Annotated in this window: 22 protein-coding genes, 1 other RNA gene and 1 pseudogene; 13 read left to right on the top strand and 11 right to left on the bottom strand. The window is 71.7% G+C overall.

Annotated elements, in window-relative coordinates:
- The first annotated feature begins 304 nt into the window (after window positions 1-304).
- From LNW73_RS23165 to LNW73_RS23140, 6 genes are all read left to right on the top strand, one after another.
- Entirely contained in the window at window positions 305-1,600 is a 1,296-nt protein-coding gene (locus LNW73_RS23165; RefSeq protein ID WP_250991209.1) for a molybdopterin-dependent oxidoreductase, read from the top strand.
- Complete coding sequence (locus tag LNW73_RS23160; RefSeq protein WP_250991208.1) at window positions 1,597-2,172, top strand: hypothetical protein; 576 nt, start codon at window positions 1,597-1,599, stop codon at window positions 2,170-2,172. Before LNW73_RS23165 ends, LNW73_RS23160 begins: the two co-directional genes overlap by 4 nt.
- Window positions 2,173-2,315: 143 nt before the next feature.
- Window positions 2,316-3,077 (top strand): glycosyltransferase family 2 protein, encoded by a 762-nt coding sequence (locus tag LNW73_RS23155; RefSeq protein ID WP_374118163.1) that lies wholly within the window; start codon window positions 2,316-2,318, stop codon window positions 3,075-3,077.
- Window positions 3,074-3,772 carry a TIGR04282 family arsenosugar biosynthesis glycosyltransferase gene (locus LNW73_RS23150; protein WP_250991206.1) on the top strand — a complete coding sequence of 233 codons (699 nt, stop codon included), beginning with the start codon at window positions 3,074-3,076 and terminating at the stop codon, window positions 3,770-3,772. The genes LNW73_RS23155 and LNW73_RS23150 overlap by 4 nt, the downstream gene beginning before the upstream one ends.
- Window positions 3,769-4,458 (top strand): methyltransferase domain-containing protein, encoded by a 690-nt coding sequence (locus LNW73_RS23145; RefSeq protein WP_374118162.1) that lies wholly within the window; start codon window positions 3,769-3,771, stop codon window positions 4,456-4,458. The genes LNW73_RS23150 and LNW73_RS23145 overlap by 4 nt, the downstream gene beginning before the upstream one ends.
- A gap of 109 nt (window positions 4,459-4,567) precedes the next feature.
- Complete coding sequence (locus tag LNW73_RS23140) at window positions 4,568-5,947, top strand: glycosyltransferase 87 family protein (protein ID WP_250991205.1); 1,380 nt, start codon at window positions 4,568-4,570, stop codon at window positions 5,945-5,947.
- Between the two features lie 120 nt (window positions 5,948-6,067).
- Here the strand turns inward: LNW73_RS23140 and LNW73_RS23135 are convergent, their stop codons facing one another.
- The 5 genes from LNW73_RS23135 to LNW73_RS23115 form a co-directional block, all read right to left on the bottom strand.
- A complete protein-coding gene (locus tag LNW73_RS23135; protein WP_250991204.1) occupies window positions 6,068-7,303 on the bottom strand; it encodes a flotillin family protein in 1,236 nt (411 codons plus the stop codon).
- Between the two features lie 176 nt (window positions 7,304-7,479).
- Entirely contained in the window at window positions 7,480-8,217 is a 738-nt protein-coding gene (locus LNW73_RS23130; protein ID WP_250991203.1) for a class F sortase, read from the bottom strand.
- Window positions 8,214-9,002 carry a hypothetical protein gene (locus LNW73_RS23125; RefSeq protein ID WP_250991202.1) on the bottom strand — a complete coding sequence of 263 codons (789 nt, stop codon included), beginning with the start codon at window positions 9,000-9,002 and terminating at the stop codon, window positions 8,214-8,216. Before LNW73_RS23125 ends, LNW73_RS23130 begins: the two co-directional genes overlap by 4 nt.
- Window positions 9,003-9,411: 409 nt before the next feature.
- Window positions 9,412-9,817, bottom strand: an RNA gene (rnpB, locus tag LNW73_RS23120) — RNase P RNA component class A.
- Window positions 9,818-9,856: 39 nt separating this feature from the next.
- On the bottom strand, window positions 9,857-11,329 hold the full coding sequence (locus LNW73_RS23115) for an RNB domain-containing ribonuclease (protein ID WP_250991201.1): 1,473 nt from the start codon (window positions 11,327-11,329) through the stop codon (window positions 9,857-9,859).
- A gap of 67 nt (window positions 11,330-11,396) precedes the next feature.
- On the opposite strand from LNW73_RS23115, the gene yaaA reads away from it, so the two are divergent.
- Both yaaA and eda read left to right on the top strand, forming a co-directional pair.
- Complete coding sequence (gene yaaA / locus LNW73_RS23110; RefSeq protein ID WP_250991200.1) at window positions 11,397-12,185, top strand: peroxide stress protein YaaA; 789 nt, start codon at window positions 11,397-11,399, stop codon at window positions 12,183-12,185.
- Window positions 12,186-12,286: 101 nt separating this feature from the next.
- Window positions 12,287-12,904, top strand: a complete 618-nt coding sequence (gene eda, locus LNW73_RS23105) for a bifunctional 4-hydroxy-2-oxoglutarate aldolase/2-dehydro-3-deoxy-phosphogluconate aldolase (protein ID WP_374118160.1) — start codon at window positions 12,287-12,289, stop codon at window positions 12,902-12,904.
- Between the two features lie 117 nt (window positions 12,905-13,021).
- Here the strand turns inward: eda and LNW73_RS23100 are convergent, their stop codons facing one another.
- The 3 genes from LNW73_RS23100 to LNW73_RS23090 are packed head-to-tail and all read right to left on the bottom strand — an operon-like array spanning window position 13,022 to window position 15,962.
- Window positions 13,022-14,275, bottom strand: a complete 1,254-nt coding sequence (locus tag LNW73_RS23100) for a bifunctional RNase H/acid phosphatase (protein WP_250991198.1) — start codon at window positions 14,273-14,275, stop codon at window positions 13,022-13,024.
- Window positions 14,275-15,018, bottom strand: coding sequence for a zinc ribbon domain-containing protein (locus tag LNW73_RS23095; protein ID WP_250993012.1), 744 nt, complete (start codon window positions 15,016-15,018; stop codon window positions 14,275-14,277). The genes LNW73_RS23100 and LNW73_RS23095 overlap by 1 nt, the downstream gene beginning before the upstream one ends.
- Window positions 15,015-15,962 (bottom strand): Nif3-like dinuclear metal center hexameric protein, encoded by a 948-nt coding sequence (locus LNW73_RS23090; protein ID WP_250991197.1) that lies wholly within the window; start codon window positions 15,960-15,962, stop codon window positions 15,015-15,017. The genes LNW73_RS23095 and LNW73_RS23090 overlap by 4 nt, the downstream gene beginning before the upstream one ends.
- 573 nt (window positions 15,963-16,535) lie before the next feature.
- Between LNW73_RS23090 and iscB the strand changes: the two genes are divergently transcribed.
- From iscB to LNW73_RS36045, 3 genes and pseudogenes are all read left to right on the top strand, one after another.
- Window positions 16,536-18,080, top strand: a complete 1,545-nt coding sequence (gene iscB / locus LNW73_RS23085; protein WP_250991196.1) for an RNA-guided endonuclease IscB — start codon at window positions 16,536-16,538, stop codon at window positions 18,078-18,080.
- A 97-nt stretch (window positions 18,081-18,177) separates the two neighbouring features.
- Window positions 18,178-19,331: pseudogene (locus tag LNW73_RS23080) on the top strand (hypothetical protein).
- Between the two features lie 164 nt (window positions 19,332-19,495).
- A complete protein-coding gene (locus tag LNW73_RS36045; protein ID WP_285369560.1) occupies window positions 19,496-19,630 on the top strand; it encodes a hypothetical protein in 135 nt (44 codons plus the stop codon).
- Window positions 19,631-19,690: 60 nt separating this feature from the next.
- Here LNW73_RS36045 and LNW73_RS23075 read toward each other — a convergent pair whose 3' ends face one another.
- From LNW73_RS23075 to LNW73_RS23065, 3 genes are all read right to left on the bottom strand, one after another.
- Window positions 19,691-20,638, bottom strand: a complete 948-nt coding sequence (locus LNW73_RS23075; RefSeq protein ID WP_250975694.1) for a 3-oxoacyl-ACP reductase — start codon at window positions 20,636-20,638, stop codon at window positions 19,691-19,693.
- A gap of 67 nt (window positions 20,639-20,705) precedes the next feature.
- Window positions 20,706-21,782 (bottom strand): Zn-dependent alcohol dehydrogenase, encoded by a 1,077-nt coding sequence (locus LNW73_RS23070; RefSeq protein WP_164296733.1) that lies wholly within the window; start codon window positions 21,780-21,782, stop codon window positions 20,706-20,708.
- Between the two features lie 93 nt (window positions 21,783-21,875).
- Window positions 21,876-22,730 carry a MaoC/PaaZ C-terminal domain-containing protein gene (locus LNW73_RS23065; RefSeq protein WP_250991195.1) on the bottom strand — a complete coding sequence of 285 codons (855 nt, stop codon included), beginning with the start codon at window positions 22,728-22,730 and terminating at the stop codon, window positions 21,876-21,878.
- Between the two features lie 322 nt (window positions 22,731-23,052).
- Between LNW73_RS23065 and LNW73_RS23060 the strand changes: the two genes are divergently transcribed.
- Together LNW73_RS23060 and LNW73_RS23055 are read left to right on the top strand one after the other, a co-directional pair.
- A complete protein-coding gene (locus LNW73_RS23060; protein ID WP_250991194.1) occupies window positions 23,053-23,991 on the top strand; it encodes an ABC transporter ATP-binding protein in 939 nt (312 codons plus the stop codon).
- Between the two features lie 8 nt (window positions 23,992-23,999).
- Window positions 24,000-24,725, top strand: a complete 726-nt coding sequence (locus LNW73_RS23055) for an ABC transporter permease (protein ID WP_250993011.1) — start codon at window positions 24,000-24,002, stop codon at window positions 24,723-24,725.
- Window positions 24,726-24,729: the final 4 nt, after the last annotated feature.

Below are 24,729 nucleotides of genomic sequence, written 5' to 3'. Positions count from 1 at the left end.
GCGGGCAGAACGGCGCGAATCGTAAGGAGTCGCTGCCGCCGTGCGTCAATGGTTACGACATACGGTCTTCTCGGACACTGTGTGTAACTGGGAAGGAACCGAGATGGACGCCCCTGACGACGGACAGGACGCCCGCCGCCCACCCCCCAAACCGCAGCCGCAGCCTCCGGCGGACGGGGCGAGCACACCGACAGACAGCGGCCCCGGGCAGCCAGCGGCGGAACCCTCACCCAAAGCTACGAAGCAGCCCGATACCTCCCCCGCCAGTGCCAACCCGGTGGCGAAGCCTGAGCGGCCCGGTCGGGTGCGTGCGTTGTTGGCTGCGGGACCGCCGCCGGGTCCTGCCCGGCCGGGGTTCTGGCGCAGCCCGTTGCGCGGTCCGTGGCTGACATCGGTGTTCGGGTTGATTCTGCTCGTGGGTATCTCGGTGCTGTTCGTGACCGGGCTGCTGTCCTACGCCGCGTACAACCCGGATCTGTCTCCGGTCAATGACCAGACCCCGGACAAGGGGATTTTGGGGTTCTACCTGTTCTCCTGGCCGACCCATCCGTACTGGCTCTACCGGCTCTTGCAAGGCGTGCACGTCACGCTGGGGGTGGTACTGATCCCGATCCTGCTGGCCAAGCTGTGGTCGGTGATCCCCAAGCTGTTCTCGTGGCCTCCGGTGCGCTCGGTCAGCCACGCGCTGGAGCGCCTGTCGCTGCTGCTCCTGGTGGGCGGCGTGCTGTTCGAGTTCATCACGGGCATTCTCAACATCCAGCTGCACTACATCTTCCCCGGCTCCTTCTACACCCTGCACTTCTACGGGGCGTGGGTCTTCATCGGCGCGTTCGTCGTCCACATCGCCTTCCGCATTCCGACCATGGTCCGCGCCCTGCGCAGCCGCCGGCTGCGTACCGAGTTGCGCACCCCGCTGGAGCGGACCGAGCCCGAACCCGCGGACGAGACGGGTCTGGTCTCACCGCGGCCGGCCGCGCCGACGATGTCGCGACGCGGCGCGCTGGGCATGGTGGGCCTGGGATCCGCGACCCTGCTCGTCGTCACGGCCGGGCAGAGCATCGGCGGGCCACTGCGCCGCACCGCGCTGCTTGCACCGCACGGCGGCCCGAACCCGGGCTCGGGGCCGGGCGGCTTCCAGATCAACAAGACGGCGGCCGACGTGGGCATCCAGGCCCGTGACATCGGGCCGGACTGGCGACTGACCGTGCGCGCCGGCGCCCGGCAGATCGTCCTCACCCGCGCCCAGGTCCTGGCTTTGCCACAGCACGGAGCCTCGCTGCCGATCGCGTGCGTGGAGGGGTGGTCCACCGACGACCAGGAGTGGTCCGGCGTGCGGCTCGCCGACCTGGCCGCGCTCGTCGGCCTGCACACCAGCCCACCGGGCGTCGCGGTGGAATCCGTACAGCGCGGCGGCGCCTTCCGGTCAACGGTGCTGCGGGACAACCAGGTCCGCGACACCCGGTCGCTGCTGGCGCTTCGGGTCAACGGCGCAGACCTCACCCCGGACCACGGCTACCCCGCCCGCATCATCGTCCCCGCCAACCCCGGCGTGCACAACACCAAATGGGTCACCCGACTCACCTTCGGGAGCACGCTGTGAAAAGCGTCGGCGAGCGCTACGGCGCATCCCCCCTGCACCTGTTGATCATCCTGTGCTCCTTCGCCCTCACCGCCTACGCCGGGACGCGGCTGCTCCAAGGCGACACGCTCCGCATCGCGATCTGGTTCGTGGGCGCCGCCCTCATCCACGACCTGGTCCTGCTCCCCCTCTACACCCTCACCGACCGCGCGACACAAGCCCTTCTCGGCTCCCGCGGCGGCACCGGGAAACACCGCACCACAAAGCAGTGGATCAACTACCTGCGTGTGCCAACCTTCGTCGCCCTGCTCTTGCTGATCACCTGGTACCCCCTGATCCTCAACAAGGTCCCCGGCTACCACGCGGCAACGAGCCTGCCCTCCGACGTGTTCCTCGGCCGCTGGCTGCTCATCACCGCCGCCCTCTTCGCCGCCTCAGCCCTCTGCCTGATCACCTCCATGTGGCGCCAACGCACCCCGCGCCCCCAGCCACCCACGCAGCCGGATCCAAACTCACCGCCAACTGACTCTCCATCTGCCGGACCAGGTCCTCAACCTCCACCTGGGCACAAGGCGCCGGATGACGACGCCTGAAACGGTGTGAGCACGTCTGACTGAACCGGACCTGCGACAACAACGTGACCGGAGCAGGCCTATGAAACTGGGAATGCGGACGTCCGATTTTCGTAAGGGTTAAATGGGCTAGATGTCGGGTTCTGCTTCGTAGGGTGAGGAGCGTGACCAACCCAACGACACCGCCCGTCGACGTCGTACTGCCGTGCCTGGACGAGGCCGGTGCCCTGCCCTGGGTGCTGGAGCGCCTTCCGTCCGGCTGGCGCGCGATCGTCGTCGACAACGGCTCGACCGACGGCTCCGCCGACCTCGCCGCCTCCCTCGGAGCGACGGTGGTGTGCGAGCCGGTGCGGGGCTTCGGCGCCGCCTGCCACGCCGGACTGCTCGCCGCGACCGCCGACATCGTCTGCTTCTGCGACTGCGACGCCTCGCTCGACCCCGCCCTGCTGCCGTCCGTCGCGGACCCGGTGCTGCGGGGTGATCTCGACCTGGTGCTCGGCCGCCGCAGGCCGACCTCCCGTGGCGCCTGGCCGCCGCACGCCCGGGTCGCCAATCTCGAACTGGCCCGGCGGATCCGCCGCCGCACCGGCCTGCGGTTGCACGACCTCGGCCCGATGCGGGCCGCGCGGCGTACCGCGCTGCTCGGTCTGGAACTGGCCGACCGCCGGTCCGGCTATCCGCTCGAAATGCTGGTCCGGGCGGCCGACGCCGGCTGGCGGATCGCCGAGACCGACGTCCCGTACGCGCCCAGGACCGGCCGCTCCAAGGTGACCGGCACCTGGCGCGGGACCTGGCAGGCGGTCCAGGACATGAGCGCCGTACTGCGGCAGCCGGCGGTCGGCCCGGCGGCGGACGGCCGGACCGCCGAGGTTCCCGCGCCCGCGCAGCCCACCCGGGCCGTTCCCGCCGGTCAGGCCGCCCGATGACCGGCGCTCCCGGCGGGACGACGCTGCTGGTGATCGCCAAGGAACCGGTACCGGGACGGGTCAAGACCCGGCTCACCCCGCCGTACTCGCCCCGGCAGGCCGCCGCGCTGGCCGAGGCGGCGCTCGCCGACACCCTCGACGCCGTGCTGCGCGCCCCGGCCCGCCGCCGGGTGCTGGTGCTCGACGGCGCGCCCGGTCCCTGGCTGCCGCCGGGCTTCGACGTCGTTCCGCAGGCGTCCGGCGGCCTGGACGAACGGCTGGCGGCGGCCTTCGCCGACTGCGCCGGGCCCACGCTCCTGGTCGGCATGGACACCCCGCAGCTCACCCCGGCCCTGCTGGAGCCGGCGCTGCGGCCGGACGCCTGGCACGGCTGCGACGCATGGTTCGGCCCGGCGGAGGACGGCGGCTTCTGGGCGATCGGCCTCGCCGAACCGGACCCTTCACTGTTCCCCGGGGTGCCGATGTCGACGGACCGGACGGGCGAGATCCAGCGCCGCCGCCTCACCGACGCCGGGCTGCGCGTCCGTGACCTGCCGGTGCTGCGCGATGTGGACACCGCCGCCGACGCCACCGAGGTCGCCGCCCGCGCACCCGGTTCGCGCTTCACCGCAGCCCTGCGGGCGGCCGAGCTCCGCCCGGAGGGCGTGCTGACGCCCCCGGGCTTCGCCGGAGCCGGCCGGACGGCGGCCCGGTGACGGCTGTGGACGTCGCGAGCGCGACGATCACTGAGCGCCCCCTGACCCCCGCCCCCTGGATTGACGACCCGTACGCGCACGCGATCCGTTCGGGACGAGGCCCGCTGTTCCTGCGCAGGGCCGACGGCTGGCTGCTGCCGCTGGACGTGGAGCGGTGGTGCGCGGCGCCGGACGCCGCCGACACCGCGCTGCTGTATCGGTGCCGGCGCGGCCCGGTGCTCGACATCGGCTGCGGGCCCGGCCGGCTGGTGGCGGCGATCGCGGCCACCGGGGTCCCGGTCCTGGGCGTGGACGTCAGCCCGGCGGCCGTGGCCCGCACCCGCGGCATCGGGGGTGCGGTGCTGTGCCGGTCGGTCTTCGACCGGCTGCCCGCCGAAGGCCGCTGGGGTACGGCGCTGCTGATCGACGGCAATGTCGGCATCGGCGGCGACGCGCGGGCGCTGCTCGCCCGGGTCGGCGAACTGGTCGCCCCTGGTGGCCGGTTGCTCGTCGAGGCGGCTGCCTACGACGTCGACGAGCGCTTCACCGTACGGGTGGAGGACGGCCGGGGACGGTACGGCCGCGACTTCCCCTGGGCGCGCCTGGGCGCGGCCGCGCTGCGATCCGCCGCCGACAGCACCTGCTGGACGACGGTCGAGGAGTGGTCCGTGGCCGGCCGCCACTTCGCGGAACTGGCCCGAAGCTGAGCCATGCGCTCCCACAGGCTGAAGACCACCCTTGATCGGCCCTTACGGATTAAGGACACCGCCATGTCGCAGTCCGCACAGGGCGGCTCCGCCTGCCACGGTGGGCGGTGTGGGAGTCCGCACCGTATGCACCTCAGTCCTCGTCGCCGCGCTGACCGCCGTCGTCGCCATCACCATCCGCATCGGAGGTTCTGAAGCGCACCCGCGGCACCTTCTGTACTGGTACGCGGCGGCCTGGGTGCTGTTCGCCGGAGCCGTGTGGGCGGTCCGTAAGGTGCCCGTGCGCGCCGCCGTGATCCTGGTGCTCGCCGGCAGCGCCGCGCTGTCGCTCGCCGCGCTGAGCGGGCCGCCGCGCACCAGCAGCGACATGTACCGCTACGCCTGGGACGGCCGGGTGCAGGCCGCGGGCATCTCCCCGTACGCCCATCCGCCCGCCGCACCGGAACTGGCCGGGCTGCGCGACCGCTGGCTCTTCCCAGCTGGACAGGTCTGCGTAGCCCCGGATCTCCACCCGCTGGGCGGCGGCTTCTGCACGCTGATGAACCGGCCTGGTGTGAACACCATCTACCCGCCGGTGGCGGAGGGCTGGTTCCTCGCCGTCCACGCGCTGTCGCCCGACGGCGCCCGCCACAAGCCGACCCAGATCGCGGGCGCGCTGCTGGCCGTCGGGACCAGCGCCGCCCTGCTCCTCGTCCTGCGGCGGCGCGGCGATCCACGGCGCGCGGCGCTGTGGGCCTGGTGTCCCGCGGTGTCCTTCGCAGCCGTCAACGACGCGCACGTCGACACGCTCGGCGTACTGCTGACCGTGCTCGCGCTCGGAACGTCCGTCCTGCCGCGCCGCGGCGCGCTGCTCGGCGCGGCCATCGCCGTCAAGCTGCTGCCCGCGGTCGTCCTGCCGGGCGCCCTCGCCCGCCGGGGCCCCCGCGACGCCGCGCGCGTCCTGCTGCCCGCCGTCCTGGTGATCGCGCTCACCTATCTGCCGTACATCCTGACCTCCGGCTTCGGCGTCCTCGGCTACCTGCCCGGCTATCTGCAGGAGGAAGGGTACGAATCAGGCAGCGTCCGCCGGTTCGCGCTGCTGCGGCTGTTCCTGCCGGACGACGTCGCCGCCCCGGTCGCGGTGGCCCTGATCGCGCTGACGGCCCTCTACGTCATGCGCCGCGGCGACCCCGACCGGCCGTGGAGCGGCGCACTGCTCGTCACCGGCACCGCACTGCTCCTGACCTCGCCCTCCTACTACTGGTACGCCCTGCTGATGATCGCGCTGGTCGCCCTCGACGGCCGCTGGGAATGGCTCGCCGTCCCCCTCGCGGGCACCGTGCTCTACATCGGCACTGCCATGGCGCTCCCCAGCGAACTACTCCAATCCTGGTCCTACGGGACCGCAGCAATGGCGGTGCTGGCCGGAGCGACACTGCGGGCGCACGGGAAACAGAAACGACAAGAAGCGGCTGTGTCACAGCCCACGCCAGCGACGATGTCGAACTAGGACGACCCACGACAGGCAGCTGAGCCTCGCCACGCTGCTCATGCCGAGGTGACGCATTCAGGCGTCGGCACGGCTGCGCGCCATAGGCAGGTGTCCCCGTCTTTGCAAGGGGCCACTGGTCTAGTCGATGGCGTTGGGGCCGTCGGTGGGCTTGTCCTTCTCGGTGTCCTTGCCGGTGCGCTTCGGCTTCGCGGGCTCCGCGGGGCCGCCGGCCGGCTTCAGGTAACCCTGCAGTTCGAGCAGGCCGTTGTCCTTGCCCGGACGGGGGTACTCGGTGGAGCCGCTCAGGTTCTTCCGGACCGAGTCCAGGATGGTCAGCCCCTGGCCGACCAGTCCCGCCGCGATCTCACTGAGGCCGTCGGCGCCGTTGAGGACGTTGACGTTGGCCCCGGCGAGGCCGCCGGCGGCCTCCTTGACGATCAGCGGCAGCTGGTCGATCAGCATCCGGTCCAGTGCCACCCGGTCGTACGAGGCCGCGGCCTCGGCCTGGATCTTCATCCGCTCGGCCTCGGCGATCGCCAGCACCTTGATCCGTTCGGCCTCGGCCTCGGCGGGCTTCACGATCTCGGCCCGCAGCTGCTGCTGCCGGAGCTCGGCCTGGCGCTGGGCCAGTTCGGTCTGGGCGATGAGCACTTCCTGCTGTGCGTGGGCCATCGCCAGCGGGCCGGCCTGCGCGGACTCCGCCTGCGCGCGGTCCACCTGGGCGGAGTACTCGGCCTTCACCACGGCGGTCTGCCGGGCGTACTCGGCCTGGTTCCGTGCGGCCACCTGCTCGGCCTCCACCGAGGCCTGGGTGGCCTGCGCCTGGGCGATCTGGGCCTGCCGCTGGATGGCGGCCTTGTGCGGTGCGGCCATCGCGGCGATGTATCCGGTGTTGCCGTCGTCGATCGACTGGATCTGCAGTGAGTCGACGGTCAGACCGATCTTCGCCATCTCCGTCTTGGAGGTCTCCAGGACCTCGGTGGCGAGCTTCTGCCGTTCGGTGACGATCTCCTCGACCGTCATCGAGCCGATGATGGAGCGCAGATGACCGGCGAAGATCCGGCCGGTCAGTACCGACATCTGGTCCTGGTCGGAAAGGAACCGCTGACCGGCGTTGACGATGCTCTCCCGGTCGTTGCCCACCTTGAAGGCGATCACGGCCGTCACAGACAGGGCGATGCCCTGCTTGGTCACACAGGTCTCGGCGACCTCGGCCTCGCACATCGCCAGAGTGAGGAAGCGGGTCTTGCGGAAGACAGGGAGCACGAACTTTCCGTGCCCGGTCACCACGCGGAACGGCGCACCTTCCAGTCCCCGCCTGCCGCCTGAAATCAGCATCGCCTCGTCGGGGGCGGGAACGCGATAACCGAACATTTCGTCTCCTTTAAGGGGCGTCGGTGACGCCGCCCAACGCATCCAGGGGATCTGCCCACTCGATGACGCCGACCTGTCCGAACGGTCCCCCGCCTTGACAGGTGTTTCGTGCAGTCGCCCTCTGAGCAGGTGAGTCAGGACGGCGGTTGGCCGCTTGGCTCCCGGACAAGGTGATCTTAGGCGGCGTCGGTGAGGGTGGCGAAGGCGACGATGTTGCCGAGATAGGTGTGGGTTTCGGGGTCCCAGTTGCCGCAGGTGATGAGGCGGAGCTGGGGTCGGTCGGCGTTTGTGGCGTAGACGTCGAGGGTGGGGAAGTCGTCCTTGGGGTAGGCCCGCACGGAGTCGGTGGTGAAGGCGGCGGTGGTGCCGTCGCTCCGGGTGACGCTGATGCGGGTGCCTGCGGTGAGGGCGCCCAGCCGGTAGAAGACGGCTGGCCCGGTCTCCTTGGAGTCGACGTGGCCGAGAATGACGGATGCGCCGAGCTGTCCGGGAGTGGGTGAGTCCTTGTACCAGCCGGCCTTCAGCGGCTTCCAGGGGACCTGGACGGTTCCGTCGGTGTTGCGGCCCAGGGACAGCAGCGTGGTGTGGACGCCGATGGCGGGGATGTCCAGGGACACCGGCACGGAAGCCGGGAGGACGTGTCCGGCTGAGGAGTGCGGCACCGGTGTGCCGGGTGGCTGGAGTGGTGTGGGGTGCGCCGTGGTGGCCGGGGCCGCCACGGCTGGGGGCTGGGGTGGCGGGGCGCTGCTGCTGGGTGCGCCGGTAAGGGCGACGGCGGCACCGGCTGCTGCCAGGGCCAGTGCCGCGGTGAGTCCGATGATGGTGCGGCGGCGGGTGCCGCCCCCCGCCGGACGGGGGGCGGCTGCTTCTGGATCCGGCTCGGGCCTGGTGCCGGGCCCGGTCCCGTCGGTCATCGCTGGGCTGCGGCGTTCCTGCGCCGCAGGATCAGAGTGCCGGCCAGTGCCGCGACCGCTGCGGCGCCCAGGCCGGTGGCGATCAGATCGGCGCTGTTGCTGCCGTTGGACGCCTGAGATGCCTGGGTGGCTCCGTCACCGGTTCCCGCTCCGCCGGTGGGCATGGAGTTCAGGGCGCCGCAGATGGCGGGCGCGGTGGCTTCCTGGGGGAGCTTCGGGTCCAGCTCGCTGGCGCCCAGGACGTTGTCGTACTTGCCGTTGTGGTTGTAGTCGATGCCGTGCACCACGATCACGGCGTTGTTGGCCCGCACTGCGGCCGCCACGTCCGGTGTCACGGTGATCGTGCGGGTGTAGTGGAACGAGCCGGTCGCCGGGAAGCGGTCGATGGCCAGCGCGCTGTTCGGGCTGGTGTCGCCCTTGGTGGTCAGGGACGTGCCGATCTTGCCGTAGGCGGGCAGACCGTCGGTGGTACTGATCGCCTTGTGCCCGTTGTGGTCATGGGCCGCGTCTGCCTTCGGGCATTCGCCCGAGCCCTTGATGTGGATGTGCTGGGCGTGCGGGGAGGCGTCGAGCAGCTGGTTGGCGGTCACCGAGACCGTGGCCTGGTTGCCCGACAGGGTGACGGTGGCGGTGCCGGATCCGTCGACCATGTTGGTGGCCACCGGGTCGAGGGTGGCCTGATAGTTCGCACCGCCGCTGGAGTCCTGTGCGGACGCCATCGCGGGCAGCGCCAACGGTACGGCGAACGCGGCTATACCCACCAGGGGCAGGAGAGTCTTGTTCATGGCTTGCTCCAAACGGAGCCCCGCGGCAGTCCGGTGCCGTATGGGAGGAGGGGCTCCTGTGCCATTGGGAGGAACAGCGACCGAGGCTTCGCCAAGGACGCCGGGATCAACTCACACCCCTTATTCGGAACTGACACCAGCAGCGGATGGGTCTGGGTCGCGGCAAAGCCAAGAAGCCGTCGTGCGGTGATCGCGTCCTCTCCGACTCCTCCGGACAAAACACGGATGTACGGGGAGTAGCGTCTGCCGGGTCTTCATCCGAGCATCGCCCCTGGTCAGGGTTTCCACGGTTGCGCATCGAAGCCGCGTGTGGAGGAGGACACTCTCGACAGCGAATTCGACCCAGATTCGACCCGGTCGGAATGTCCGCCCTGCAAAACGTGCTCTGACCTGCGGCGATATAAGGCGGCGGACGAGTCGGCCTGTACGCCGGGTTCTGTCTCCCGTGGTCCTTGCGGGCCATGGGGAGGCGGCCATCCATCTGGGACCGGCGTTGCCGCCGGCCTCGTGCGGTCTACCCGCGGACTCGGGCGGGCAGCCCTCAGTCATCCGCGCAGAGCCGCCTTACGGCGGCCCATTCTTGACCTTGCTCCAGGTGTGGTTTACCTAGCCGTCCAGGTCACCCTGGACGCTGGTGGTCTCTTACACCACCGTTTCACCCTTACCGGGGGCCTTGCGGCTCCCGGCGGTCTGTTTTCTGTGGCACTGGCACGCGGGTCACCCCGGGTGGGCGTTACCCACCACCTTGCCCTGTGGAGCCCGGACGTTCCTCGGAAGGATCACAAGGATCCCGCCGCGACCGCCCGGCCGGCTCGTCCGCCGTGCCGCCCATCCTAGTCGACGCGCCTGGGCGGCTATGCCGGGGCGAAGAGGACCTTTGACGTGCTGGGGTCGGCTTCGGTGAGGCGGACTCGGAGGTGGTGGCCGAGGTGGAGAGCGGGGGCGGACGGTGGGGACTGGATGCGGGCCACGACGGCGGGGTCGTCGAGATGGATCGTGCCGGTGCCGGGTTCGCGGTCGTCGAGGTCGATGACGAAGGCGTCGAAGATCTCGCCGACGCGGTCCTTGAGGAGGGCGGCCTCGATCAGGTCGACGCATTCGCGTTCGGCTCGGTTGGCGTGCTGGGTGCCCGCGGTCATCTCCTTGGGGAGGCCGGGGAGGGCGGCGCGGACCCAGTCCGGGGGCTGCTCGCCCGCGACGGCGGCGAGGCAGAGCTCGCCGGCGTAGCGGTCGACGAGGCGGCGCAGCGGGGCCGTGCAGTGGGTGTAGGGGGCGGCGACGGCGGCGTGTTCCGCGTGCTCGGGGGCGGCGCCGTCGAAGACCGTGTAGCCGGCGCCGCGCAGCAGGGAGGTGCACTCCTGCAGGAAGGCGGCGTGGTCGGGGCGCCGCGGATCGAGGGAGCGGATGACGTCGGCGTACGGGGTGCCGGCCGGCCAGTCGACCTGGAGGGCTTCGGCTACGCGCCTGAGCCGGTCGGCGGCGCCCTGAGGGGCGGCGGGGAGCGTACGGAGGATGCCGGTGCCGGACCGGATCATGAGGTCGGCGGCGGCCATGCCGGTGAGCAGGGAGATCTGGGCGTTCCAGCCGTCGGCGGGCAGCGGGGCGCGGTATTCGAGTACGTAGCCGTCGCCGTCGGGGCGCTGCTCGATCTCCTGCTCGGGAACGTTGAGGGAGATGCCGCCGCGGTCCCGTTCGAGCCCCTCCCGGAGCAGCCCGATCTCCTTGAGGAGGGCGACGGGCTCCTCCGCGGTGCCGTCGTCGATGGAGCGCTGGACGCCCGCGTAGTCGAGCTTGGCGCGGCTGCGGACCCGGGCCCGGCGGACGTCGGTCGCGGTGACCCGGCCGGTCGCGTCGAGGTCGATCCGCCACAGCAGGGCCGGGCGGTCCTGGCCGGGGAGCAGGCTGGCGGCGCCCTCGCTGAGGAGCTGCGGGTGGAGGGGGACGCGCTCGTCGGGGAAGTAGAGGGTCGTGACGCGGCGGTGCGCCTCGGCGTCGAGCGCGCCGCCGGGCGTCACGAAGGCCGCGACGTCGGCGATGGCGTAGTGCACCCGGTAGCCGCCGGGCGCGGTCCCGGCCCCCGTCCCCGTCCGGCGGGCCAGGTGCATGGCCTGGTCGAGATCGGTGGACGTCGGCGGGTCGATCGTGAAGAGCGGGATGTCGGTGGCGTCGAGCTCCGGCATCCGGGGACGGTCGGCGGCCCGCCGGGCCTCGGCGAGCACGGCGGCCGGGAACTCCTCCGGCACCTCGAGCCGGACGCGCAGCGCACGCAGCGCGTCGCGCAGCAGGGTTCCGTCGGCGGCCGGGACGAGCAGGTGGCGGCGGGGCATGAAGTGAGCGTATGACGGGCCGTAGGCTGCTCCCGGTTCGTGTTGGTCCGTCCGAGGGAGAACTGCTGTGCTCGTCCTGCTTCCGCCGTCCGAGGGCAAGGCCACCGTGGGTGCCGGTCCCGCCGTCGACCTGGCGTCGCTCTCGCTCCCCGGGCTGACCGGAACGCGGTCGACGGTGCTGGCGGAGCTGGTGGAGCTGTGCTCGGGCGACGAGGAGAAGGCCGCGGACGCGCTCGGGCTGAGCCCGGGGCTGCGCGGCGAGGTCGCCAAGGACGCCGGGCTGCTCACCGCGCCGACGCTGCCGGCCGGGGAGCTGTACACCGGCGTGCTCTACGACGCCCTGGGGCTCGCGACGCTCAGCTCCGCCGCCCGCAGGCGCGCGAAGGATTCCCTACTGGTCTTCTCGGGGCTGTGGGGCGCGGTGCGGATCACCGACCGGATCCCGTCGTACCGCTGCTCGATGGGGGTGAAGCTGCCCGCGCTGGGCGCGCTCGGGGCGTACTGGCGGGAGCCGATGGCCGGCGTCGTTCCGGAGGCGGCGGGCGGGGGCCTGGTGCTGGACCTGCGCTCGTCGGCGTACGCGAGCGCGTGGAAGCCGAAGCCGCGCAGCGAGCTCGCGGCGCGGACGGCGACCGTGCGGGTGCTGCAGGTGACGGTCGTCGACGGCGTCGAGAAGCGGTCCGTGGTGAGCCACTTCAACAAGGCCACCAAGGGCCGGCTGGTGCGCGCCCTCCTGGAGTCGGGCGCGAAGCCGAAGACACCGGCGAAGCTCGCCGCGACGCTGCGGGACCTGGGCTTCGTGATCGAGGAGCAGGCGCCGGGGAAGCTCGACGTGCTGGTGACCCAGATCCACTGAGCCCGGGGCGAACCCCGCGGCGGAACCCTGCACGACGCTGCCATTGCACCCTGCGCAACGCTCGTTGCGCAGGATGCCGGGCCGCAGGCAGGATGACGGGCATGACTTCCGTCCTCGACCTCGCCCCCGTCGTCCCCGTCGTCGTCCTGGAGGACGCCGCCGACGCCGTGCCGCTGGCCCGCGCCCTCGTCGCGGGCGGGCTGCCCGCGATCGAGGTCACCCTGCGGACGGCCGCCGCGCTGGACGCCATCGCCGCCATCGCGCGCGAGGTTCCGGACGCGGTCGTCGGAGCGGGGACGGTGCTGACGCCCGAACACGTCGGCGCCGCGGTCGCCGCCGGGGCCCGCTTCCTGGTCAGCCCGGGGTGGACCGACCTGCTGCTGGAAGCGATGCGCGCCTCGGGGCTGCCCTTCCTGCCCGGCGTCTCGACGACGTCGGAAGTGGTCGCGCTGCTGGAACGCGGCATAACGGAGATGAAGTTCTTCCCGGCCGAGGCCGCCGGCGGCACCGCGTATCTGACCTCGCTCGCCTCACCGCTGCCGCTCGCGCGGTTCTGCCCCACGGGCGGGATCGACGCGGCCGCCGCGCCCCGCTATCTGGCGCTGCCCAACGTCGGCTGCGTCGGCGGCACCTGGATGCTGCCCGCCGAGGCGCTCCGCGCCAAGGACTGGGGTCGCGTCGAGGCCCTCGCCCGCGAAGCCGCCGCCCTGCGCGGCTGAACCCCGGAGGGCCGGACGCGCCGGGCGGCGGCAAGGCAGGCAGGCAGGCAGGCAGGCAGGCAGGAAACGTAGGACACGTGGTGCCGTGAACACACCTGACCGGACCCCACCCGCGGACTACCTCAAGTGCGACGTGTCGTTCAGCAGGCGCAGCGAGGCGTTGCCGTCGGCGTAGTAGGCCACCTCCGACACGGACGCCGCCGAGAGCTCCATGCGGAACACGGACTCGGGCGGCGCGCCCAGCGCGAGCCGGACCAGCGTCTTGACCGGGGTGACGTGCGTGACGAGCAGCACCGTCTTCCCCGCGTAGCGCGCGAGGAGCTTGTCGCGGGACAGCGCCACCCGGCGGGCGACCGCCGCGAAGCTCTCCCCGCCCGGCGGGGCGGTCTCGGCCGATGCCAGCCAGTCGTCCAGTTCGGCCGGATACCGCTCCCGCACCTCGGCGAAGGTGAGCCCCTCGAAGACCCCGAAGTCGGTCTCGCGCAGACCCTCGTCGATCCGCACGTCGAGGCCGAGGCGGGTCGCGACGGCTTCCGCGGTCTGCCGGCAGCGGGCCAGCGGGGAGCTGACGATCGCCTGCACGGTGCCGCCGGCCGCGAACGAGATCGCGGCCTGCTGGGCCTGCCAACGGCCCTTCTCCGACAGGTCGGGGTCGGTGCCGCCGCTGCCCGAGAACCGCTTCTCGGGCGTGAGGGCGGTCTCGCCGTGCCGGAGCAGGACGAAGGTGGTGGGCGTCCCGAGGTCGGCCGCGGCCGACCAGCCCGCGCTCGGAGCGGTCTCCGGAAGCGCGTCCTGAACCGGCCCCTGGGCCGGCCGCTGAGCCGGCCCCGACCCCCGTTCGGACAACCGGCCCGACCCCCGTTCGGACAACCGGTCCGACCCCTGGGCCGCGATCCCGGCGCCGCCGCCCAGCCCGAGTTCGCTGCGCACGACGGGAGCCCCGGGCTCCCACTGCCGGCCCTTCTTGCCCGCGTCCATCGCCTCGTTCGCGAGCCGGTCCGCGTGCTTGTTCTTCTCGCGCGGGATCCACTCGTACGTCACCTGGCCGGCCGGCAGCACGGACTTGGCCTCGGCGGCGAGCGGGCGCATGTCCGGGTGCTTGATCTTCCAGCGCCCCGACATCTGCTCGACGACGAGCTTGGAGTCCATCCGGACCCGGACCGAGGCCTCGGGATCGAGGGCCTTGGCGGCCCGCAGTCCCGCGATCAGACCCCGGTACTCGGCGACGTTGTTCGTGGCGTGACCGATGTACTCGGCGGCCTCGGCGAGGGTCTCGCCGGTGGCCGGGTCGAGGACCACGGCGCCGTAGCCCGCGGGCCCCGGGTTGCCCCGGGACCCGCCGTCGGCCTCGACGACGAAACCACGAGCCATCAGAGGCCGGAGTCCGCGGTGCGGACCAGGATGCGCATGCAGTTCTCGCAGCGGACGACGGTGTCGGCGGGAGCCGCCCGCACCTCGCCCAGTTCGGTGATGTTGAGCTCCAGACGGCAGCCCTCGCAGCGCTTCTGGTAGAGCCGGGCGGCGCCGACGCCACCCTGCTGGGAGCGCAGCTTGTCGTAGAGCTTCAGGAGGTCGGCAGGCACGGAGCCGGCGACGATCTCGCGCTCCTTGACCGCCTTGGAGCCCTCGGCGTCGAGCTCGTTGAGCGCGGTGGACTTGCGGGTCTCGGCCTCAACGGCCTTGGCCTGCACGGACTCCAGCCGGTGGGAGAGCTCCTGGACCCGCTCCTGCATGGTCTCGCGGCGCTCCATGACCTCCAGGACGACGTCCTCGAGGTCGCTCTGCCGCTTGGCGAGCGAGACGATCTCGCGCTGCAGGTTCTCCAGGTCCTTCGGGGAGGCCGCCGCACCGGAGTCGAGCCGCTGCTGGTCGCGGGCGGCGCGCTGGCGCACCTGGTCCACGTCCTGCTCGGACTTGGTCTGCTCTCGGGCGGTGTCGCTCTCCTCGGTCTGCGCGGCGACGAGCAGGTCGCGCAGCTGGGTGAGGTCGGCGTTCAGACGGTCGAGCTCGGCGTGCTCGGGGAGGTGGTGCCGCTTGTGGTCCAGCTGCTGGATACGCGAGTCGAGCGCCTGGACTTCGAGGAGGCGGATCTGGTCGGCGGGGGCGGCGTTCAGCGGGGGGCTCCTGGGTGAGACTGCGGGCGCGAGGCGCTCGTTGGAAGGGTGGCTTCGGGCGACTGGCGGGAAGAACGGGCGGAAGAGGTGCTGGACAGAGCTTCCGGGGCCGGGGCGTGGGCCGTCCACGGGTCGGTGACCTGGTGCGACACATACGTCCGCAGGGCCCAGCCGTGCCGGTCCGAGATCTCGTCGAGCTGGCCCGCGGCCTGCTCGCACCACGGCCACTCGGTTGCCCAGTGTGCGGCATCGACCAGCGCGGGCCTACCGTCCGAGAGAAGTCCCTGCTGCTGGGCCTCGGAGGCCGGGTGGTGGCGGAGGTCCGCGGTGAGGTAGACGTCGACGCCCGCCGCGCGGACGTCGCCGAAGAGGCCGTCGCCCGAACCGCCGCAGACGGCGACGGTACGGACCAGCTGCTCCGGGTCCCCGGCGACGCGCAGCCCGGCCGCGGTACGCGGCAGGCCGCGGGCGGTGCGGGCGGCGAATTCGGCCAGGGTGAGCGGGATGTCCAGCTCGCCGATCCGGCCGAGGCCGCGGCGGCCGGACGGATCGGTCGCGTCCGGTACGAGGGGCCCGGTGATCCGCAGCCCGACGGCGCCGGCGAGGGCGTCGGAGACTCCGGGGTCGGCGCGGTCGGCGTTGGTGTGCGCGACGTGCAGGGCCACATCGTTCTTGATCAGCTTGTGCACGACACGGCCCTTGAAGCCGGTGGCCGCGACCGTCGTCGTACCGCGCAGGTACAGCGGATGGTGGGTGACCAGCAGGTCGGCGCCGATCCGTACGGCCTCGTCGGCGACCTCCTGGACGGGGTCGACGGCGAACAGCACCCGCGTGACCTCCGCCTCGGGATCACCGCAGACGAGGCCCACGGCATCCCACTCCTCGGCCTGGTGAGGGGGCCAGAGGGTTTCGAGCGCGGCGATGACGTCGGACAGTGAGGGCACGGGAGGAAGGTTACCGCCCTCCCCCGCGCCGACCGGAATCGCGGGCGGCCCGGAGACCGGTACCGGACGAGTACCGGACACCCGCCGGACACGCGCCGGACCCTTGTCCGGCAGGTACCGGACGGGCCGCCGGCCCGCGGGCCGGGCTACCCGACCGGCCGGGTGCGTCGGTCTGCAGCGAGAGCGCGGCGGCGACTGCAAGAGCGACCGCGGCAGTACTGCGGCGCCGAAGAAACGTGAAGGGACTCCTGGGGCAGAGAGGAACCCGAGGGACAACTGGGTGATTCTTACCTTTTACCCCGCAATGAGACATCCACCAAGTCCGGAAGGTGTTGTTCCGCTCACGGATCACAACCGGTGCCCAATCCTCCGGTAAACGGAAGAAGCGCCACCCTTACGTGTGAACTGCACCAACTCGCGCTGATCGTCCGGAAGTGCGAAAACTAGCGTCTTGTTCCAGAGGTGAACCAACACGTAACGGGATCTCCCTCCTGAGCGAGGGGGCTTTCAGCCGCACAGCTGAGGGCCGCCGTTACCAGCACCAGCCATCACCTATACGGGAGGTGACCTCAGATGGCTACGTTCCACGCAGGACAGAAGACCCACCAAGCTGCGCTTCCTCAACAGATTGCTCTGGAATTCGAGTCAGCAGACACCCCCCGGATCGGGGACGAAACGGGGCTCGAAGACCGCATTGCGGTACCCGGCGTGGAACATCTGCGAGGGGAGACACCTGACGCCTCACCTGGCGTTGGGCGCGTCACCCCCAACCCCGGGGTTGGGGAGCCGGGCCGCAAGGCCCATCCTGTCGTGTTCGTCCTGGACAAACACGGCGCACCACTTATGCCGAGCAGCCCGGCTCGAGCGAGGAAACTCCTCGCCAAGAAGCGCGCGGTCGTGGCCCGGCATACCCCGTTCGTCATTCGCTTGAAGGACCGCACCGCCGCCGAAGCATCGGTGGCCGGCGTGGAGTTGGGGATTGACCCCGGCTCCAAGCACACCGGAATCTCCGTCTTCGCCAGCACCGGGGACGGGGACCGTCGGGGCATGTACAGCATCGAACTCGTCCACCGGGGTGGACGGATCCGCGACAAACTCACATCGCGTGCCGCCTACCGGCGCGGACGACGGACCCGGAACCTGCGCTATCGCGCGCCGCGCTTCCTCAACCGCACCAGGCCCAAGGGCTGGCTGGCCCCATCGCTGCGTCACCGCGTCGAGACCACGATGTCGTGGTGCCGGCGCCTCGCACGATGGGCACCCGTCACCGCCGTTCATGTGGAACGCGTCGCTTTCGACACCCACGCCATCAGCGCGGGCAAACCGCTGGAAGGCGCCGAGTACCGGTACGGCACGTTGCACGGCACCGAGGTCCGCGAATATCTCCTGGCCACATCGGGCCGCGCCTGCACCTACTGCGGTATCACCGGTGTGCCACTGAACATCGACCACATCCATCCCAGAAGCAGGGGTGGCTCCGACCGTGTCTCCAACTTGTGCGTGGCCTGCATCCCTTGCAACCAGGCCAAAAACAACATTCCGGTCGAAGACTTTCTCAGGAACAGCCCCCAGCGGCTGGCGCGCGTCCTGGCGCAGGCCACATTCCCCCTCCGGGACGCCGCCGCCGTCAACGCAACCCGCTGGGAACTGTGGCGCGCGCTCGACGGGACCTTCCTCACCGTGCATACCGCATCCGGCGGCCGCACCAAATGGAATCGCATCCGGACCGGGCTGCCCAAAACCCATACCCTCGACGCACTGTGCGTCGGGGTCCTCAACACCGTCACCCAGCACCCCTCCACAGTGCTGGCGATCAGCGCCACCGGACGTGGCACCTGCACCCGGACCCGCACCGACAAATACGGCTTCCCTCGCCTGCGTCTGCCCCGCCAGAAGACATTCTTCGGCTTCCGGACCGGCGACCTCGGACGAGCTGTCGTCCCCCATGGCAAGAAAGCGGGGACATACACCGGCCGCATCGCCGTCCGAAACACCGGCAGCTTCAACATCCGCACCGCCAACGGCCTCGTCCAAGGCATCGGGCACAAGCACTTCCGCCTCCTCCAACAAGCAGACGGCTATGCCTATGCTTCCCGGCCCGAAGGACCCCTCACCTGACCGTGACCGAAAGACGTTCGTCACTCCGCGTCTCCCACCCCAGGACTCGTTTTCCTTCCGCAGCTGAAGCCTGGGTATCCACGAAAGAAGAGATCCGATGACGGCTTGTGCCATCGAAAGGGCCACGGTGTTGCGGGCGGGGTTCACGATCGCGTCCGACGGCTCGTACGCGGCCTGCCTCACCGACTCGGGCGAGGGGGGCTGGTACCCCGAGCGCTGGACGCTGGCCGGCCCCGAGCCGTACACCGTCCCGCTGCCCGGCAACCAGCCGGAGGAACCCGGCACCGAAGTGCTGCCGCTGCCCGACGGGCGGGTGCTCATCCGCCGCCGCGTCGCCGACCGCTTCGACCTCGCGCTGCTCTACCCGACCGGGCCCGGCACCGGGGAACTGCCGCTCGGCTCCCTGGAGTCCCTGGAGGGCCAGGAGGTACGGCTGCTGCCGCCGGTCGCCGGAGCGGCCTTCGCGCTGGCCCACACCGAGGGCGCCACCCAGGTGTGGCTCGTCTGCGGCAGCGGCGGCGGCAACCACAGCGGCGGGCCGCAGCTGCTCGCCACCGTGCCGGGCCGCTGCACCGGCGGCGTCTGGCTGGACCGCGCCGGCCGCATGCTCGCCCTCGACCGCGTCGGCCCGGACGGCGGCCGCACCAAGGCCGTCGCCGTCGATCTGCGACAGGGCGAGACGACCCCGCTGCTGCAGATCGCCGAGGACAGCAACGACCGGGTCCTGCTCGCCGAGCCCGACAGCGGGCTGCTCCTGCTGCGCAGCGACGCACCCGGCACCGACCGGCTCGGCTGGGGCGTGCTGGGCAGCCGGCGTCCGGTGCGCTTCCCGGAGGCGCTGCGGATGGCCGACACGGTCCTCACCCCGTTCGCCGCGCAGTCCGGTCAGATACTGATGCCGGAGGGGGCGGCGGTGGCGCTGCGCGCCGAGGGGCCGGACGGGGCCGCGCCCGTGGTCTGGCGGCCGGGCGAGCGGACGGTGACGTGGCTCACCGCCCCCAGGGCTGGCTCGCGGGCACCGGGCTGTGGTCGGCGCGCGGCTCCCTGCGGCTGCCGTACGCCTGCGCGCGCTGGCCGTTCGGGCTGAGCGAGTACGAGGCGCCGGCCGCGGCACCCGTGGCGGCCGTCACGGGTGGTGCACGGGCGGCGGTCGAGGGGGCCGCCGCCTGCGGGCCCGACGGGGACGAGCCGAGGCCGATGTCCGTGCTCCCGCTCCAGCAGGCGCCGCTCGACACGGCGCGGGCACGGTAACCCCGATGATCTCCGGACGCGGCCGCCGACTACACTCGCCGGGGGCTACGCATCCGGACCCCTCGGGCACCGAGGGTGACCAACGGGCGTACCCACAGGCCGAGTTGGGGATATTCGGCCGCTTCAAGCGCAAATCAGCACGCCATTCATCGGGGAGACGTTCCATGTCCGAATCCACATCCGACTCCGGCGAGGGTCACGACAACGCCGGGGGTCGCCACCGCGGTACCGCCTCGCCGCACGACAGCGACGGCGACCCGCACGGCCGCCACCGGCGCCCTGCGGGCAGCAAGGACTGAAGGACGGCCGGCTGACGAGACCCTTGGGTCTCGTCAGCCGGCCGGGCCGGAGCAGCAGGACTACTCGTGCTTGAGGCCCAGCACTTCCGTGGCCGCGAACGTGTGGTTCGGGTCGCGGTCCGCGTAGTACGGAGTCAGCAGGCCGTCGAGTTCGTCGTGGCTGAAGACGTCCTTGGCGGTGTCGAACTTGGCGGCGACGCGGGGGCGGTCGATGACCGCGACCATGCCGCCGTGCACCACGAAGAGCTGGCCGTTGGCGCGCGCGGCCGCGGGTGAGGCGAGGTAGCCGACGAGCGGTGAGACGTGCTCGGGGGCGAGCGGGTCGAGACCCTCCGCCACCTCCAGATAGCCCGCGAAGACGTCCTCGGTCATCCGGGTGCGGGCCCGCGGGCAGATCGCGTTGGCGGTGACGCCGTACTTGCCGAGCGCGAGCGCCGTGGAGGTGGTGAGCCCGACGATGCCGCCCTTGGCGGCGGCGTAGTTGGGCTGCCCGGCCGAGCCGGCGAGGAACGCCTCGGAGGAGGTGTTGACGACCCGGCCGTAGACCGGTCCGCCCGCCGCCTTGGAACGTTCCCGCCAGTGGACGGCCGCGAAGTGGGTCGTGTTGAAGTGGCCCTTGAGGTGGACGTGGATCACCGCGTCCCACTCCGCCTCCGACATGGAGAAGATCATCCGGTCGCGGAGGATGCCCGCGTTGTTGACCAGGATGTCGAGCTTTCCGTAGGTGTCGACGGCGAGCTGGATCAGCCCGCGGGCCTCCTCGAAGTCGGCCACGTCGCCGTGGTGGGCGATGGCCTGCCCGCCCGCCGCGACGATCTCGGCCGCGACCTCCTCGGCCGGGGTGGCCGACGCCGCACCGGAGCCGTCCCGGCCCGGCTGCCCGAAGTCGTTGACGACGACACTCGCGCCGAGCCGTCCCAACTCCAGGGCTTCGGCCCGCCCGAGGCCGCGCCCGGCCCCGGTGACGATCGCGGCCAGACCCGACAGTTGCTGCCCGTGCACAGACATCCTGGTCCTCTCAGCTACATCTACGGCGACAGGTGCGGGTTCGGATGGTTCACGTCGTTCGGACGGCTCAGATGGTGATGCAGGTGCGCAGCGCCTCGCCGGTGCGCATCTGGTCGATCGCGTCGTTGATCTCCTCCAGCCGCACCCGGTGGGTGATCAGGCCCTCCAGGTCGATGCGGCCGGCGCGCCAGAGCTTGATGACGCGCTCGTAGGAGCGCAGTACGTCGCCGCCGCCGTAGAGCGACGGCAGGATGCGCTTCTCGTCGAAGAACAGCTCGAACATGTTGATCTGCAGGTTGTCGTCCATGGCGCCGGCGCCGACGATGCACAGGGTGCCGCCGCGGCGGGTGTTCTCGTACGCGGTGCGGGCGGTGGCGGACTTGCCGACGACCTCGAAGACGTAGTCGAAGCCCTCGCCCGCGGTGATGCGGTTCTTGGCGTCGGCGAGCCCGTCGGGGGCGATGCCCTCGGTGGCGCCGAACCGCAGGGCCGCCTCGCGCCGGCTCTCGACCGGGTCGATGGCGACGATCTCGGCGGCGCCGAGCGCCCGCGCGCCCTGGATGACGCTGATGCCGACCCCGCCGCAGCCGATGACGGCGACCGAGGAGCCGGCCTCCACCTTGGCGGTGTTGATGGCGGCGCCGATGCCGGTGGTGACCCCGCAGCCGATCAGCGCGGCGATCTCGTACGGCACGTCGTCGGGGATCGGGACGGCGCACAGCGCGTCGACGACGACCTCCTCGGCGAAGGTGCCGGTGCCGGCGAAGCCGAAGACATCGCCGCCGGGGCGCTTGTAGTTGGGGGTGCCGGCGTTGAGGAAGCCGGCGATGCACAGCTGGGTCTGGCCGCGCTTGCAGGAGGCGCAGGCGCCGCAGGCCGGCAGCCAGCAGACCAGCACGCGGTCGCCGGCCTTGACGTTGGTGACGCCTTCGCCGACCTCGATGATCTCGCCGGCACCTTCGTGGCCGGGCACGAACGGCGCGGGCTGCGGCAGCACACCGCTCATCGCCGACAGGTCGGAGTGACACAGTCCGGTCGCCCGGATGCGGATCCGCACCTTGCCGGGCCCGAATCCCACCGCCTCGATGTCGTCGACGACTTCGAGCTTGTCCTGGCCTATCTCCTGCTGGATTGCTGCGCGCACGGGGCGGCTCCCTTCGCGAGGTGCGGAATGGTGCGGGGTGATGCGGGCGGTGCGGTCGTTCGCCGATGGAGTGCTGATGGAGTGCTGACGGAGTTACGCGTGTTCGACGACCGTGTCCGCGAGGACCGGTGCGTCGTCCCGGTCGGCCGAGGTCGCCGACACCTGGATGCGGCCGTCCTCGCGCCACATCCGCACGCGCAGCGTCTCGCCGGGGAAGAAGATCCCGGCGAAGCGGGTGGAGTAGGCGCGGACCCGCGCCACATCGCCGTCGAGCATGGTGTCGACGACGGCCTTGAGGACGATCCCGTACGAGCACAGGCCGTGCAGGATCGGCTTGTCGAAGCCGGCGACCTTGGCGAACTCGGGGTCCGCGTGCAGCGGGTTCCAGTCGCCGGACAGCCGGTAGAGCAGCGCCTGGTCCTCGCGGGTGGCGATCTCGGCGGTCCGGTCCGGCTCCCGGCCGGGCGCCTCGGTGCGGACGGAGGGGCCGCGGTCGCCGCCGAAGCCGCCCTCGCCGCGGACGAAGATCTGGGTGTCGGCCGCCCACAACGGCCCCTCGTCGTCGGCGACTTCGGAGCGCAGCACGATGACGGCCGCCTTGCCCTTGTCGTACACGGCGGCGATCCGGCTGGTCTGCACGGCCTTCCCGGTGACCGGGATCGGGCGGTGCAGCTCGATGCGCTGGCCGCCGTGCAGCACGGCGGCGAGGTTCACGTCGATCCCGGGTGCGCTGAGCCCGCCGGCGGCGGCGAGGCTGCCGCCCGCGACGGTGACGAAGCTGGGCAGGACCTGCAGTCTGCTCTCCAGCGTGTAGCGCAGCTCGTCGGGATCGGTGGCGGGCCGGCCCGCGCCCACGCCCAGGTGGTAGAGCAGGACGTCCTTGTGGTCCCAGGCGAGGTCGGTGGTGCGGGGTTCGGCCGCGGTGGCCTTCGCGACGTCGATGGGCATGGTCCGGCTTGCTCCTTCGCCGTGGGGACAGGGACGGGCACTGACCGGCGCGGGCGGGCGCCGGATACGGGCCGGCGGGCGCCGACGGCGGTGCCCGCGTGTCTTGGAGGACCCCGGCGCGGCTGTCCGCACCGTCGGCCGCGCCGGGGTCGATCACGGACTGCTAGAACGTGTTCTAGCAGTGGCTCATGTATAACGCATCGCCCTGAGCCTGTGAATAGCTGACGCACCATCAGATCACACCACCGGTGACATTTGTCCCGGCCGACCCCGTACATTCCCCTCTGCCGAGGTCAGGGGTGCTCTCCGTACCGTCGACGGCATGACGACAACCATGGCGAGCGAGCCCGCGGTGCGGTTCTCCGGGGCGGTCAAGGCCTTCGGCGGCGTCCGCGCCGTGGACGGGATCGACCTGGAGATCCGGCGTGGTGAGGCCGTGGCCCTGCTGGGCCGCAACGGGGCCGGGAAGTCCACCGCGATCGGCCTGCTGCTGGGGCTGGACGCGCCGGACGCCGGCGAGGTGCGGCTGTTCGGCGGCCCGCCGGAGCGGGCCGTGCGCCAGGGCCGGGTCGGCGCGATGCTGCAGGACGGCCGGCCGGTGCCGCGGGTCACCGTGCGCGAGCTCGTCACGTTCGTCGCCCGGACGTACCCCGCGCCGATGCCCGTGGACGAGGCCCTGGAGCTGGCCGGTCTCACCGGACTCGCCCGCCGCCGGATCGACCGGATCTCCGGCGGCCAGGCCCAGCGGGTGCGCTTCGCGGTGGCGCTGGCCGGGAACCCGGAGCTGCTGGTGCTCGACGAGCCGACCGCCGCTCTCGACGTCGAGGCGCGGCGCGCCTTCTGGGAGTCGATGCGCGGGTACGCCCGGCGCGGCAACACCGTGCTGTTCTCCACCCACTACCTGGAGGAGGCGGACGAGAACGCCGACCGGATCGTGGTGATCGACCGGGGCCGGATCGCCGCCGACGGCAGCGGCGAGCGGATCAAGTCCGCGGCCGGCGGCAACCTGGTCAGCGTCGATCTGGCCGGCTCCGGATCCGCCGGGCTGCGGCTGCTTCCCGGAGTGACCTCCGTGGAGATCCGCGGCGACCGGGCCCGGCTGCGGACCAGCGACTCCGACGCCACCGTGATCGCCCTCGCCGAGCGCGGCGCCGTCCGCGGGCTCGAAGTGACCGCCGCGAGCCTGGAGGACGCGTTCCTCACCCTGACCCGTGCGAACCCGACCCGTGCGAACCCGACCCGTACGAAGGAGACGATCTGATGCCGGTCCTGCTGGAGTACGTCAGGCTCGAAGTGCGCCGCGCGCTGCGCGATCCCGGATTCGTGCTGTTCGGCATCGGGATGCCGCTGGTGATGTACCTGCTCTTCACCAACCTCGGCGTCAGCGGGGACGAGAAGGACGACTACGCGGCCTACTCGATGATCGGCATGGCCGCGTACGGCGCGCTGGGCGCGGCGATCGGCACCGGGACCGGGGTCGCGGAGGACAAGGGCCTCGGCTGGCTGCGGCAGCTGCGGGTCACCCCGATGAGCCCGCTGCAGGTCGTGGTGGCCCGCGCCCTCACCAGCTCGGTGACCGTGCTCCCCGCGATCGGCTCGGTGCTGCTGGCCGGCGCCCTCGTCAACGGGGTGGACCTGGCGGCCTGGCAGTGGGCCGCGGCGGCGGTGCTGCTGTGGCTGGGCACCGTTCCGTTCACCCTGCTCGGCCTGGGCAACGGTTACGGCCTGACCGCGCAGACCACCGGGGTGGCCAACACGGCCTGCATGATCGCCCTCGCGGTGATCGGCGGCCTGTGGTTCCCGACCTCGCTCTTCCCCGGCTGGCTGGCCGAGATCTCGCGCTGGACGCCCACGGCCCGCTTCGGCGACCTCGGCTGGAGCGTCGTCGCCGGCCACGCCCCGGGCCCGGGCACGGTGGCCGTGCTCGGCGGCTGGCTGCTGCTGTTCGGCGGATACGCGGTCCTCTCTTACCGCCGGGGAGCGCGTACCGCATGATGTG

Origin of the sequence: Streptomyces sp. RKAG337, assembly GCF_023701715.1 — a bacterium.
Lineage (GTDB): Bacteria > Actinomycetota > Actinomycetes > Streptomycetales > Streptomycetaceae > Actinacidiphila.
This window is presented reverse-complemented; position numbering and strand designations above follow the sequence as displayed.

Coding starts and splice junctions, on each gene's coding strand:
- LNW73_RS23100 (WP_250991198.1), bottom strand. CDS start 14,275: ATGGCTCGTGGTTTCGTCGTCGAGGCCGACGGCGGGTCCCGGGGCAAC.
- LNW73_RS23125 (WP_250991202.1), bottom strand. CDS start 9,002: ATGAACAAGACTCTCCTGCCCCTGGTGGGTATAGCCGCGTTCGCCGTA.
- LNW73_RS36045 (WP_285369560.1), top strand. CDS start 19,496: ATGTCCGAATCCACATCCGACTCCGGCGAGGGTCACGACAACGCCGGG.
- iscB (WP_250991196.1), top strand. CDS start 16,536: ATGGCTACGTTCCACGCAGGACAGAAGACCCACCAAGCTGCGCTTCCT.
- LNW73_RS23135 (WP_250991204.1), bottom strand. CDS start 7,303: ATGTTCGGTTATCGCGTTCCCGCCCCCGACGAGGCGATGCTGATTTCA.
- LNW73_RS23065 (WP_250991195.1), bottom strand. CDS start 22,730: ATGCCCATCGACGTCGCGAAGGCCACCGCGGCCGAACCCCGCACCACC.
- LNW73_RS23075 (WP_250975694.1), bottom strand. CDS start 20,638: ATGTCTGTGCACGGGCAGCAACTGTCGGGTCTGGCCGCGATCGTCACC.
- LNW73_RS23130 (WP_250991203.1), bottom strand. CDS start 8,217: ATGACCGACGGGACCGGGCCCGGCACCAGGCCCGAGCCGGATCCAGAA.
- LNW73_RS23060 (WP_250991194.1), top strand. CDS start 23,053: ATGACGACAACCATGGCGAGCGAGCCCGCGGTGCGGTTCTCCGGGGCG.
- eda (WP_374118160.1), top strand. CDS start 12,287: ATGACTTCCGTCCTCGACCTCGCCCCCGTCGTCCCCGTCGTCGTCCTG.
- LNW73_RS23150 (WP_250991206.1), top strand. CDS start 3,074: ATGACCGGCGCTCCCGGCGGGACGACGCTGCTGGTGATCGCCAAGGAA.
- LNW73_RS23115 (WP_250991201.1), bottom strand. CDS start 11,329: ATGCCCCGCCGCCACCTGCTCGTCCCGGCCGCCGACGGAACCCTGCTG.